The following is a 13,123-nucleotide window of genomic DNA, read 5'->3' on the forward strand; positions in this document are numbered from 1 at the left end:
TGCGGCGTGCCGCCTTATCCGGCCTGCAGGGGCTGGGCTGAATGTATTTTGTAGGCCTGATAAGCGCAGCGCATCAGGCAACGCGGCGGTACATTGCCGGATTCGACGTAACAGCCTTAATCGACCAACAAAAGCACACTGTCTCGATCTACTACACGGATCTCTCCCTCGACCATATCTGAATCCTTTCTCTGCTAATTAAAATCGTGATCTTTACCGCACAATAAGATATAACAATTATATAACATTCTATTCACTAAAAAACACACAACCATCATTGATAAATTCACGCGATCGTTGGCAGGGGTACAATTCTAATGGCTGATAGTAGTGTAACTGAGAACGGGGCGCTGTCAGACGGCGATACCCGTCGTCGTATATGGGCGATTGTCGGAGCATCATCAGGGAATCTGGTCGAATGGTTTGATTTCTATATCTACTCTTTCTGCTCTCTTTATTTTGCTCATATCTTTTTTCCATCAGGAAATACCACCACACAACTCTTACAAACCGCCGGCGTTTTTGCCGCTGGCTTCTTGATGCGACCAATTGGAGGCTGGCTGTTTGGCCGTATCGCAGATAAGCACGGGCGTAAAAAGTCCATGTTGCTGTCCGTTTGCATGATGTGCATGGGATCGTTGGTGATCGCTTGTCTACCGGGATATGAAACTATCGGTACCTGGGCGCCTGCGCTATTACTGCTGGCCAGGCTATTCCAGGGGTTATCTGTCGGTGGTGAATACGGAACCAGCGCGACCTATATGAGTGAAGTCGCCGTTGAAGGTAAGAAAGGTTTTTATGCTTCATTCCAGTACGTAACGTTAATCGGCGGACAGTTACTGGCATTGCTGGTTGTGGTCATATTACAGCACACGTTAGAAGACTCAGCGCTCAGAGAATGGGGTTGGCGTATTCCATTTGCGTTGGGCGCCGTGCTGGCTATTGTTGCGCTATGGTTGCGTCGCCAACTGGATGAAACCTCGAAACAGGACGTTCGTGCGCTGAAAGAAGCGGGCTCTCTGAAAGGTCTGTGGCGTAATCGCAAAGCTTTTGTCATGGTGCTTGGTTTTACCGCCGCGGGTTCGTTGTGTTTTTACACGTTCACAACCTATATGCAGAAGTACCTGGTTAACACAGCCGGTATGCATGCCAACGTAGCCAGCGGGATTATGACGGCGGCACTGTGTGTGTTCATGCTAGTACAACCGCTGTTCGGCGCCTTGTCTGATAAAATTGGCCGACGTACTTCAATGCTGTGTTTTGGCGCGTTGGCCGCGATTTTCACTGTTCCCATTCTGACAGCATTGCAAAGCGTAACATCCCCGTATATGGCGTTTGCTCTGGTGATGTGTGCTCTGTTAATCGTCAGTTTCTATACGTCAATTAGCGGTATTCTGAAGGCCGAAATGTTCCCGGCGCAGGTGCGCGCTCTGGGGGTTGGATTATCTTATGCGGTGGCCAATGCGTTGTTTGGCGGTTCAGCCGAATATGTCGCGTTGTCCCTGAAGTCTGTCGGTATGGAAACGACATTCTTCTGGTACGTCACTGCGCTGGCAGTCGTTGCGTTTTTAGTATCGCTAATGCTGCATGGGAAGGGGAAAGGTCTGCGCCTCTAGTAATGTGCCAGTTGCCAGACCGCATAGCCGGTAGATGCGCCTGCAACATCCCAGGCGAAGTCCTTCCAGCTCCAGCCGCTCCCAGCGGGACGGCTGTCCCATAGCTCTTTTGACGCACCCAGGCTGACTGAGAACATCAGGCCGATAGCCGCACTGCGATCGCGGCTGTTGCCCTGATGTTGGGCATATTCATTGCCGGCTGCGGCAAGCATGGCGGAGGCGATGAAGTGTTGAGCTTTGTCTTGCCCGCTCCACTGGTCGTTAGCCATATGGCTGCAGCCCGAAATGGCAAGGATACTGATAAGAATGAACAGGCGCACCGTTGCCTCCATATGAAAAACCCCGTCACTGGACGGGGTCTTGATTACAGAATACGGCTAATTAATCTGTCGATACGAATACGGCGCAGTCGACGGATGAGTTTACGCACTTTGACTGGATAGTCAGCAATGCTTTGCAGGTCGCGATAGTGCTTAACGACGGTAGTATGCGTACGGATAAGCTCCAGCTCTTTATCGCGCTGAGGGGTGAGCTCTTGCTTAGGATCGTGGATAAGGATGGCGTTTTCCAGATCCAGACGCCAGGCGCGAGGGTTAAGGTTGTTGCCAGTGAGCAGCATCCATTTATCATCAACCCACATACCTTTCAGATGATAGGTATTGTCATCATCTTTCCATAAGCGCACGACCAACTGGTCGGTATTCACGTAATACTGCAATCTGCTCAGGAAACGGCGCAGATTTATTTCATACAGATAAGGCAGCGCACCGATGATCTTGAATGGCTCATCTTCCGGGATGAAAAAGTCGTTGGCGGTTTTATCACCGACAATGATTTCAACCTTTTTCCCTTCACGCAGCAGTTGAATGATATTGCGCACCAGTATGGCGGGAAGGTTGAAATAAGGGGTACAGATTGTAAGCTTGTGCTCCGCGCAGGGCATAAGATGGAAAATGGTCTTATTTAACAGACTGGATTTCCCAAGACCCACCAGAGGCGTAACCGAAAGCTGTTCGTTATCAGCATCACCCTGAAAATGGAATGACGCATCGCGCAGTTCCTGACGGTACAGGCGGATGTCGTTTTTAATTTCTGGGCTTTTAGGGCGGTTGATATCATCAAGACGGTTAACGCCTCGACCGTTCATCAGGTTTTGCGTCACCCAATCGAACATGATATCGGCCATTTGCGCGTTGCGAATCAACTGATAACGGTCATAGCGATATTTATCATGCTGATGCAGGTAAACATCGTTCAGACTGGCCCCGCTGTACAGGACGCTGTCATCAATGATAAAGCCTTTGAAATGCAGGACGCCAAGCGCTTCACGGGTGTTAATCGGAACGCCATAGACAGGAATATCGATACCAGGGTTTTCTTGCGCCATTCGGCAATACCAGTCAGCATTGGTATTGGATGCCGCAGCCCCAATACGACCGCGCTGGGCTCGGTGCCAGTCGACAAGCACCCGGACATCCAGTTCAGGACGCTGCCGTTTTGCCGCATAGAGAGCGTCAAGTATGCCTTTACCACCGTCATCCTGTTCCAGGTACAGCGCAATAATGCAGATCCGTCGCGTCGCGCTGGCTATTTTTTCCAGCAGAGTCTCCCTGAAATTAGCGGGAGCATAAAAGAAATCTACATCATCAACTGACTGAGAAATCTTGGGTAGTTGGGCAAGGTGTTGTTGATGTTTATTACGCTTAAATTTTGACAACATCACAGTGCATTTCTTCTCTGTTCATTGAAGGGTCCTCTGTGCTATGCAGACGACATAAGCGGGCAATGATACCACCAGTACCCATTAATGTGGTCAACATTTCCAGTACCTTACTCACGATTCCTCACATTGGGCCAGATTAAGCGTTAGCCCAACAATTCCCTCTTCGAGCTGGACGTCAACAACAAACCCGAGTTTTCGGGCCAGGGCGACCATCCCACGATTGTTCGGCATCGTAATACCATTCAAACGTATAAGTCCGTGATCTCGAGTATAGGCAATTAATTTTTCCATCAATCGGCGACCCAGTCCAAGCCCTTTGAGATCGGAACGAACCAGTACGGCAAACTCAGCGTCTACGTTATCAGGATCCGAGATCGCTCGCGTTACGCCGAGGATCTCTTCGTGATTATCTTTACAACGCACCGCAACAAAGGCCATTTCCCGATCGTAGTCGATCTGCGTCATATTGGCTAAATCTTCGTGGGTAAATTCGTTGATCTCACTGAAATAGCGATAATAAAGATCTTCTTTTGTCACCTGAGAAATGAACTGCTGAAGATGAGGTTCATCCTCCGGCAAAATGGGGCGGAACAGACAGCGCTCGCCGTTCTTCAACTCCACCCACTCTTCAAGCTGATGAGGGTAGGGACGTACAGCCAGTCTGCTTTCGTTATCGCCCGTGAAAGGGGCAATATCCAGCGTAACGTCCAGCGCGGTAAATTCTCCGGCCGAGGCCAGCAGCGGATGAATATCCAGACGCTGAATTTCCGGACAGTCGACGATCAGGTTGGAGACCTGCACCAGAAGCTGGCTCAACCCGGCGATATCCAAAGGGCGCAGTGCACTGCGCGCGCGGATCTTTTTATTTTTGATCCCCTGGATCACCAGATAACGCGCCAGATTCATGTTCAATGGCGGCAATGCCACCACGGCTTGATCTTCCGGTCGCCACTCAACACCACCTTCACCCAGCATAATCAACGGGCCAAATACCGGGTCGTGTTCAACGACGACGCGAAGTTCCTGAGCACCAGCGCGATTCGCCATACTTTGTACTAATAAACCGTGAATGCGTGCCTGCGGCCAGGCCATTTTTACCCGATCGAAAATTGCATTGGCAGCCTGCTGCACTTCTGTTGCTGTACGCAGGTAGAGCATTACCCCTTGAACTTCCGACTTATGCGGGATATCAGGAGAACGCAGCTTGAGCGCCACCGGGTAGCCGATTTGCTCCGCGATGTGTACCGCTTCCGCGCTGTCGCTGGCGATCCACGTTGGCAGCGTGTGTAAGCCATAAGCCTGTAAAATCGGCTGCACTTCGTGGGTATCAAGCGATGTGGCTCCTTCAGCAATCGCCCGCTGTAACAGATTATGCGCTTCGGCGGTGTTGGAGGTCAGGCTGTCAGGCAGCGCAGGCGTTTCTCGTAGCTGCTTCTGGTTTCGCCGATACTCCACCATATGCATAAATGCGGTGATGGTACCTTCCGGCGTGCGGTAGGTGGGCAGTCCGGCTTCACTAAACAGTCTGCGGGCTTCCTGAGAGGAAAACTCTCCGCACCAGTTGGTCAGTAACGAGACGAATTTTCCTCGGGGGTGATGCTTTACCGCTTCAATCAATGCCTGTGCGCTTTCGGTTCCGGGAGCGGCTGCGCTGGGGGAATGAATCACCATCAACGCGTCGAAATCCTGGCTGGCAAGCAAAATATCCAGCGTCTTAACGTAGTGTTCGCTGCTGGCGTCATCACGCAGATCCAGCGGGTTGGCGATATCAACATGTTCAGGCAAGGCATCGCGTAATTTCTGGCAGGTGTCTTCACTCAACGTCGCCAACTTGCCATTTTTTGACCACAGTTCATCTAATGCCAGTGCGGCAGGCGCGGCCCCATTGCTGATGATCATCAGCCTGTCGCCACGCAGCGGGCGCATGTGGCTCAGGGTTTCGACCGCCGAGAACAGCTCGTGGGTGTCTTGTACGCGTAGTAAACCGGCGCGCTGAATAGCGGCGTCCCACGCGGGGTCCATCCCGGCGCTGGTATGCAGTAAACGCTGCGCCGCTGGACTACGACCGCTCTTAATCACCAGAATAGGTTTATTGCGCGAGGCGCTGCGGGCGGCGGAAACAAAGCGTCGGGCATCACTTAAATGCTCGAGATACAGCAATATCGCGCTGGTTTTGCTGTCGCGCGCCAGGTAATCCAGCAGCTCATCAACGTCAATATCCAGGCTATCACCCAGCGCGATAAAGTAAGAAAAGCCCATTTCTCTCTGCTGTGCCCAGTCGAGAATGGTGTTGGATACGGCGGCGGATTGAGAGATAAAAGCCAGCTTGCCGCGCTTAATCGGAACGGGGGAAAAGCTGGCGTTAAGTCCTTGCCAGGGCGCGAGAAGTCCCAGGCTGTTTGGGCCCAGCAAACGTATGTTGTAGCGTGATGCGCAGGCCAGTAGCTCTGCGTGCTGCGCCGCGGGAGCTGAGAGAATAATGCAGGTTTTACAGCCTTTCTCGCCAAGCGCTTCGAGTAACGCCAGGTTACGGCTGGCATTGGTGCACAACACGGCGAGATCCGGGCTAAAAGGCAGGCTGTTGATATTGGGCCACGCCAGTACGCCCAACACCGCTTTCCATGCGGGCGTCACCGGTAAAACAGGTCCATTGAAACCGCCGGCAAGCAGGTTACGCATCATCAGGTAACCCGCGCGATTAGGCTTCATTGACGCCCCAATCACTGCAATGGATTTCGGTCGCAGTAGTGCTTCCAGGCCACGCTGACTCATATCGGCTTCCTTAATGACACCAGTGACCGAATGATTTTAAACGTTTTCTGATGAATCTGCTGTGACGCTTCCCTGATGTTGAGTTTTTCCTGCCAGGTAGCGGGTTTTAAAGCGAGTGAAATGATCGCTTAACCCTTCAGCGGCTTGCGTATCTCCCGCCAGATCCAACAAGGCGATGGCCACTTCGGCAGTGCAATATTGCCCTTCAGCGTGAACGCCACGCAGGTGGTAAGCAGAAAGGCGTGATAAATCAACGGAGATCACCGGCAGGTTATCGAGGTACGGGCTTTTGCGGAACATTTTACGCGCCTCAGGCCAGGTGCCGTCGAGCATGATAAACAATGGGGGCTTACCGGCTGGTGGCGTGAAAATCACTTCACGCTCTTCACCCGCATAGGAGGCCGGGAATACAACCATCGGCTGGTAATCCGGATTTTTCACCAGTTCCAGCAGCGCCTGCGGCGGCTCGGTGCGTGACCACTGAAAAGCCGTGGTATCGGGCAGAATATCAGCAATCAAACGCCCCGTGTTGCTGGGCTTCATCGGCTCGGTATCAAACATCACCAGACAAAAACGACTTTTTGCCTCAGAGGGTGCCAGCGTTGCGCACAAGCAGAGTTTCTGCGGCAGCAGGCAGCGCTGACATCGGCGAACGCGATTACCTCGGGCAAGGAAAGGACGCGTGGCGCGCGCGAGGCGCTCAGCGCGTAACTGAAGAACAGCGTTATCGGTCATGGGTAAACACGTTGAAAAACGCTATTGTCGCAGAGGTGAAAACGGGGCACAAGATGCGCCCCGTAGAGATTATAATGATTCGTTAAGCCAGCTATCAAACGGGGCTTTTGGTACAGCGCCGTTAAGCATGTCGACGATTTCCCCTTTTTTGAAAATCATAATGGTCGGAATGCTGCGGATACCGAAACGGGCGCTGAGTTCTCGCTCGGCTTCCGTATTCACTTTAACAAAACGCACTTTACCGCTACGCTCTTCCGCGACATCTTCAAAAATCGGGGCGAAGTTACGACATGGACCACACCAGGGGGCCCAAAAGTCAACGACCACCGGGAGATCGTCTTTTAACAGTTTATCCAGTGTCTCACCGGTCGCATTGATCACCTCCCCATCAAACAGGTCGTGACCACAGCGTCCGCATTTAGCCGCTTCCTGGACACGATTGTCAGGGATGCGGTTGATAGCCTGGCAGCTGGTACAAACGGTATTCATAACTAACCTCTGGATGAGTGGAGTGGACTTCACGGCAGGAACGCCAGTATGTTTCTATTATGTTACATATTATCGGGGAGTCTGTTCTAAACAACAATGCGTTTTATTCAATGAGTACAATAGTCCTTAGCTTTTAAATGAAATAATGGCTAACGACGTGCACATCGGGTAATCTGCGCGCTTCGCGCAGAGCAGGTGGAGAAAAACATGAGCGACGAACTGAAGAACAAAAACGGCAAGGTCAAAGTGATGTACGTCCGCAGTGACGATGACTCGGATAAACGCACCCAAAATCCACGTACTGGCAAAGGCGGTGGTCGCCCCGGTACTTCCCGAGCCGAAGGCGGTCGTCGCCCTGCCCGTGATGACCGAAAGGGTCCGAACAGCGAACGCGGTCGTGAACGTGGTCGTGACCGCGATGTAGAACGTGACCGCAGACGTGAAGATTCACCGTGGCGTACCGTGTCCCGCGCACCGAATGATGACGCAGCGGATAAAGCCGATCACGGCGGTATTAGCGGTAAGAGCTTTATCGATCCTGAAGTATTACGCCGTCAGCGCGCGGAAGAAACCCGCGTTTACGGTGAGAATGCCTGCCAGGCTCTGTTCCAGAGTCGCCCGGACGCCATCGTTCGCGCCTGGTTTGTTCAGAGCGTAACCCCGCGCTTTAAAGAAGCATTACGCTGGATGGCGGCAAACCGCAAAGCCTATCACGTGGTTGACGAAGCCGAGCTGGCGAAAGCCTCTGGCACCGAACACCATGGCGGCGTCTGTTTCCTGATCAAAAAACGTAACGGTACTACCGTTAAGCAATGGGTCGGTCAGGCAGGGGCGCAGGATTGCGTGCTGGCACTGGAAGATATCGCTAACCCCCATAACCTGGGCGGCATGATGCGTAGCTGCGCGCACTTCGGTGTGAAAGGCGTAGTGGTTCAGGATGCGGCGCTGCTGGAATCAGGTGCGGCCATCCGTACAGCTGAAGGCGGAGCTGAGCACGTTCAGCCGATTACCGGCGACAGCATTGTTGATGTGCTGGACGACTTCCGCCAGGCGGGTTACACGGTTGTGATGACCTCAAGCGGGAAAGGCAAACCGCTGTTTACTACCACCCTGCCGGAAAAAATGGTGCTGGTATTAGGGCGTGAGCGTGAAGCTCTGCCAGAAGCAGCATGCTCAGCCGACGATTTGTGCATAGCGATTGACGGCACTGGCAAGGTAGAAACGCTCAACGTTTCTGTGGCAACAGGCGTGCTGCTCGCGGAGTGGTGGCGTCAGAACAAAGCCTGATAATAAAAATGCCAGCGAATCGCTGGCATTTTTTTACTCGCTTTCTGCGGGTAATATCGGCATCCAGTCAATTGGCTTTTCACCTCGTTGTTCCAGCCATTCATTCGCCAGTACAAAGTGATTGCAGCCAAAGAAACCGCGATGCGCAGAGAGCGGTGATGGGTGGGGCGCTTTCAACACATGGTGACGCTGCGTATCAATAATCGTGCCTTTCTTCTGTGCGTGAGAACCCCAGAGCAGGAAAACCACGCCTTCCCGATGTTGGTTAATCAGACTGATGACTTTATCGGTAAATGTTTCCCACCCAAGGCTGGCGTGAGAATGTGCCTGACCGGCGCGGACGGTGAGTACGGTGTTGAGTAACAGTACCCCCTGACGTGCCCAGCTTTCCAGATATCCGTGTGTTGGGCGCGTGAAGCCTGGAATCGTTGCCTCCAGCTCTTTGTACATGTTCAGCAATGAGGGTGGAGTGGCAATGCCGGGGCGGACAGAGAACGCGAGACCGTGTGCCTGGCCTGGACCGTGGTAAGGATCCTGACCCAGGATGACAACTTTCACGTCACCAAGCTCGGTAAAGCGAAAAGCGTTAAACACATCTTTTTGCGGCGGATAAATTGTCATTCCTGACTGACGCTCGCCGGCAACAGTATGCAGTGTGTTAACAAAATAAGGCTGCTGTTTCTCTTCAGCCAGCACATCGTGCCAGGTTAATTCGGTGGCCATCTCGCTCTCCTGCGAATTTTCAATCCCCCTAGCTTAACTGCTTCTTTCGGCGTCGCAAAATTCTGTACGTTTCTCAATGGTCTACCCCTTAAAGATAGTTGAAAATTTATGTAAAAAGTTTAGCTGCGCATATGGCGTAAGTTGATGTAAAACAATAAAATCCACCTATCACCACTTTTCATGTGTGGTTTTTATTGATTTAAATCAAAGATTCAAGGGTGTGTGAGGGGTATATATACACTCAAGCAACAATGGTTTTACCAATTGGCCGGATGACGGCCAACCGAGATCAAATAATTTTGCCGGGGAGGCATCAAATGATTACAGGTATCCAGATTACTAAAGCTGCAAACGACGACCTGCTGAACTCTTTCTGGCTGCTGGACAGCGAAAAAGGCGAAGCACGCTGCATCGTTGCGAAAGCAGGTTTCAATGCTGATGAAGTCGTTGCAGTCAGCAAACTGGGCGAAATCGAATACCGTGAAGTACCGGTAGACGTACAGCCGGAAGTCCGCGTGGAAGGTGGTCAGCACCTGAACGTGAACGTTCTGCGTCGCGAAACGCTGGAAGATGCAGTTAAGCATCCGGAAAAATATCCGCAGCTGACCATCCGTGTTTCGGGTTATGCAGTGCGTTTCAACTCTCTGACCCCAGAACAGCAGCGCGACGTTATTGCTCGTACCTTTACTGAGAGCCTGTAAGGCTCACGGGGAATAACCCCGTTTAGCAGAGAATCAAAAAGCGGAAGATGCCAGTGCGTCTTCCGCTTTTTTGCATCTGTTAGTAAAAGATCCTCACCGCGCAATACACCAACAACAGCGCCAGAATGATATTCAACTGTCGACCGTAACGGCGAAAAACGCGCTGAAAAAGATGGCCCGCCAGCGCCCAGCAGGCATTCCCGAAGGTGCCTATCAGCGCTAACAGAATACTCACCCCAATCAGCCAGTGGGCGTCCTGAGTGTACGGTAATACAAACGTGGATAACGCGGTAATGCCGTACAAAATGATTTTCACGTTAACAAACTGCAAGCCAAAACTTGCCCAGAAGCTAATCGGCTCTGACTGCAATCTATCGTTCGAGGTCGGGCTGGTAGCGATCTTCAGCGCCAGCCACAGGATATAAGCGGCTCCAGCCCAACTAAGCCAGTGGATGATGGCTGGATCCATGACCGCCAGTGAAAATGAAATCCCGGCGCACATCATCATGACGATTAAAAAGCCCAGACTCATTCCGGCCAGTACGTGTGTACTCTGACGAAAACCGTGTGACGTCGCGGCACTGAGCGCAAGGATGTTGTTTGGTCCGGGGGTTAGCGCGGTAATCAATGTATAGGTCCAGAATGCACTTAAAAGCATGGGGGTCACTTGTTATCTCCTCTGTTTTGATAGACAGTACCCGAGGCAAAACATTAAAAAAAATGAATGTTTTTGCATTCTGAATTCGATATTTTCGATGGGTTGGTGCGGATGGATTTACGTCGGTTTATTACGCTAAAAACGGTGGTGGAAGAGGGCTCATTTCTGCGGGCATCACAAAAACTGTGCTGTACGCAATCAACGGTTACCTTTCATATTCAACAGCTTGAGCAAGAGCTTTCGGTGCAGTTGTTTGAAAAAATTGGTCGCCGGATGTGTCTCACCAGTGAGGGAAAACGGCTGATGCCGCATATCCATGACCTGACGCGCGTGATGGCATCGATTCGACAGTCGGCACATCAGGATGCGCAGCCGAGCGGCGATCTACGTGTCGCAACAGGCGAAACGCTGCTGGCGTATAAAATGCCGCAGGTTTTACAGCGATTTAAACAACGTGCGCCTCATGTGCGGTTGTCTTTACAGTCGCTCAATTGTTATGTCATTCGCGATGCGTTGCTCAGTGATGATGTTGATCTGGGGGTGTTTTATCGGGTGGGTAATGACGATGCCCTGGAGTTGATACCGCTTGGCGATCAGTCACTGGCATTAGTTGCTTCGCCACTGCTTCAGCACGTTGATTTTACTCAGCATAACCAGCACATTCCATGCAGTTTTATCATTAATGAGCCGCAATGTATTTTCAGACAACGCTTCGAGGGGCTACTGCGTAAACGACAGATTACGCTGGAAAATACCATTGAGTTATGGAGCATTGAAAGCATTAAGCAGTGCGTATCGGCAAATCTTGGGATCAGCTTTTTGCCGCATTTTGCCGTCGAGAAGGAGTTACGTTCAAGGGAGTTGATTGAATTACCGTTCAGTGAACAATCTGAGTTAATTACGGCATTGTGTGGTTATCATGCCGGAAAAGTCGTTAGCCCGGCGATGCGGGTGTTTCTTGAGTGTATTGAAGAGAGTTTTGCATCACGTGAAAAAATGCCGGGCTAAATGGCCCGGCATTCGGTTTACTCTTTGTCGGACTGCTGGGTAGCAGCTCCGCTCGGCTTACGACGTTTGCCGATATTTTTGGCGTCACGGTGACGTTTTTTCACCCGCGGCTTCTCTTTCTCTTTCGCCTTTTTCTCAGCGCGCTTCGCCAGCACTTTCTTGGATGGCTTACCGTTAGATTTCTCACTTGGCGCGCGCGTGGTTGGACGCAGTTCGTCAATGACGCGAGCTTTCAGCGGTTCGTCAATATAGCGGCTCGCTTTGCCGAGCAGCAGGTGGTCGTGCGCTTCAACCAAAGAGATCGCAGTGCCTTTACGGCCAGCACGACCGGTACGGCCAATACGGTGCAGATAGGCATCGCCACTGCGCGGCATGTCGAAGTTAAACACGTGGCTGACGTCCGGAATATCGATCCCGCGAGCGGCGACGTCGGTTGCTACCAGCACGTTCACGCGGCCATCGGTCAGGCGTTTGATTGCTTCGTTACGTTTGTTCTGCACCATCTCGCCTTCGAGATAGCAGTTATTAATGCCAGCCTGGCGCAGCCAGCCTGCCAGTTCGTGCACACGCTCGCGTTTGCGTACGAAAACAATTGAGCGGGTCGCCTCTGGCTGTTTTAACAGGTGGATCAGCATGGCAGTTTTGTGCTCGATGTCATCGGCACGGTAGTAAAACTGATGGATCTTCTTGCGTTCACGGGTGGACGGATCCGCTGAGACTTCGACCGGGTCTTCCAACAGACGCTCGGCAAAATCCTTAATCGCATCACCTTCCAGCGTGGCGGAAAACAGCATGGTTTGCTTACGCCAGCGTGTTTCACCGGCGATATGCTCGATGTCCTGGGCAAAGCCCATGTCCAGCATACGGTCTGCTTCATCGAGAATTAGCGTTTCAACCGCATGGCAGTCGAAGTTTTCTTCTTTAATGTACTGCAGCAGACGACCCGTGGTGGCGACCACGATGTCCTGGTTTTCGCTAAAGACTTCCATGTGGTTCATGTAAGCCACGCCGCCGGTAATCGTAGCGATATCCAGATGCGTATTCTTCGCCAGCTCACGAGCGTGTTCGGCAACCTGCATCGCCAGTTCGCGCGTTGGTGTCAGGATTAAAATGCGCGGCGGACCAGATTTCTTGCGCGGGAAGTCGAGCAGGTGCTGCAACGCTGGCAGCAAATATGCCGCCGTTTTACCGGTGCCTGTCGGCGCAGAACCGAGTACATCACGGCCATCGAGCGCAGGCGGAATGGCGGCAGCCTGAATGGCGGTCGGGCGAGTGAAACCTTTTTCCTGGAGGGCATCCAGAAGGCTTTCATCGAGTTCAAGTTCGGAAAAAGTCGTTACAGTCATGTTCTACCTCTGAGTGGGGCGCTGATTATAGACGTTACGGCTGCAATCTTCATCTGTTTGTATGG

Annotated in this window: 12 protein-coding genes; 4 read left to right on the forward strand and 8 right to left on the reverse strand. The window is 52.0% G+C overall.

Annotation, left to right across the window (positions count from 1 at the left end; all coding sequences use genetic code 11):
* Positions 1 to 317 precede the first annotated feature (317 nt).
* Positions 318 to 1,616, forward strand: coding sequence for an MFS transporter (locus OGX94_RS11830; protein ID WP_048225111.1), 1,299 nt, complete (start codon positions 318 to 320; stop codon positions 1,614 to 1,616).
* Here the strand turns inward: OGX94_RS11830 and OGX94_RS11835 are convergent.
* The 5 genes from OGX94_RS11835 to trxC form a co-directional block, all read right to left on the reverse strand.
* Complete coding sequence (locus tag OGX94_RS11835; protein ID WP_208021691.1) at positions 1,613 to 1,948, reverse strand: YfiM family lipoprotein; 336 nt, start codon at positions 1,946 to 1,948, stop codon at positions 1,613 to 1,615. The two genes, OGX94_RS11830 and OGX94_RS11835, sit on opposite strands and share 4 nt — an antisense overlap.
* Before the next feature lie 32 nt (positions 1,949 to 1,980).
* Positions 1,981 to 3,336, reverse strand: a complete 1,356-nt coding sequence (pssA, locus tag OGX94_RS11840; protein ID WP_003835350.1) for a CDP-diacylglycerol--serine O-phosphatidyltransferase — start codon at positions 3,334 to 3,336, stop codon at positions 1,981 to 1,983.
* Between the two features lie 114 nt (positions 3,337 to 3,450).
* Entirely contained in the window at positions 3,451 to 6,111 is a 2,661-nt protein-coding gene (locus OGX94_RS11850) for a bifunctional acetate--CoA ligase family protein/GNAT family N-acetyltransferase (RefSeq protein ID WP_003835349.1), read from the reverse strand.
* A 36-nt stretch (positions 6,112 to 6,147) separates the two neighbouring features.
* Complete coding sequence (tapT, locus tag OGX94_RS11855) at positions 6,148 to 6,846, reverse strand: tRNA-uridine aminocarboxypropyltransferase (RefSeq protein WP_003835347.1); 699 nt, start codon at positions 6,844 to 6,846, stop codon at positions 6,148 to 6,150.
* A 69-nt stretch (positions 6,847 to 6,915) separates the two neighbouring features.
* The gene (trxC, locus tag OGX94_RS11860; RefSeq protein ID WP_003835346.1) at positions 6,916 to 7,335 is read right to left on the reverse strand and encodes a thioredoxin TrxC; all 420 of its coding nucleotides are present in this window, start codon (positions 7,333 to 7,335) and stop codon (positions 6,916 to 6,918) included.
* Between the two features lie 207 nt (positions 7,336 to 7,542).
* Between trxC and OGX94_RS11865 the strand changes: the two genes are divergently transcribed.
* Positions 7,543 to 8,622 carry a tRNA/rRNA methyltransferase gene (locus OGX94_RS11865; protein WP_003835345.1) on the forward strand — a complete coding sequence of 360 codons (1,080 nt, stop codon included), beginning with the start codon at positions 7,543 to 7,545 and terminating at the stop codon, positions 8,620 to 8,622.
* A gap of 33 nt (positions 8,623 to 8,655) precedes the next feature.
* Here OGX94_RS11865 and ung read toward each other — a convergent pair whose 3' ends face one another.
* Positions 8,656 to 9,345 carry a uracil-DNA glycosylase gene (gene ung / locus OGX94_RS11870; RefSeq protein ID WP_191222270.1) on the reverse strand — a complete coding sequence of 230 codons (690 nt, stop codon included), beginning with the start codon at positions 9,343 to 9,345 and terminating at the stop codon, positions 8,656 to 8,658.
* Between the two features lie 317 nt (positions 9,346 to 9,662).
* Here ung and grcA point away from each other — a divergent pair, with 317 nt between their 5' ends.
* On the forward strand, positions 9,663 to 10,046 hold the full coding sequence (gene grcA / locus OGX94_RS11875; protein ID WP_003037563.1) for an autonomous glycyl radical cofactor GrcA: 384 nt from the start codon (positions 9,663 to 9,665) through the stop codon (positions 10,044 to 10,046).
* Positions 10,047 to 10,125: 79 nt separating this feature from the next.
* Here grcA and eamB read toward each other — a convergent pair whose 3' ends face one another.
* Entirely contained in the window at positions 10,126 to 10,713 is a 588-nt protein-coding gene (gene eamB, locus OGX94_RS11880; protein ID WP_003835342.1) for a cysteine/O-acetylserine transporter, read from the reverse strand.
* Positions 10,714 to 10,815: 102 nt separating this feature from the next.
* Between eamB and OGX94_RS11885 the strand changes: the two genes are divergently transcribed.
* The gene (locus OGX94_RS11885; protein WP_257661983.1) at positions 10,816 to 11,712 is read left to right on the forward strand and encodes a LysR family transcriptional regulator; all 897 of its coding nucleotides are present in this window, start codon (positions 10,816 to 10,818) and stop codon (positions 11,710 to 11,712) included.
* Positions 11,713 to 11,729: 17 nt separating this feature from the next.
* On the opposite strand, the gene srmB is transcribed toward OGX94_RS11885, so the two are convergent.
* Positions 11,730 to 13,058: an ATP-dependent RNA helicase SrmB gene (gene srmB / locus OGX94_RS11890; protein ID WP_003835340.1), complete on the reverse strand. Its 1,329-nt coding sequence runs from the start codon at positions 13,056 to 13,058 to the stop codon at positions 11,730 to 11,732.
* Positions 13,059 to 13,123: the final 65 nt, after the last annotated feature.

It is taken from the genome of Citrobacter sp. Cpo037 (assembly GCF_030332945.1).
In the GTDB taxonomy this organism is placed as follows: Bacteria; Pseudomonadota; Gammaproteobacteria; order Enterobacterales; family Enterobacteriaceae; genus Citrobacter; species Citrobacter portucalensis.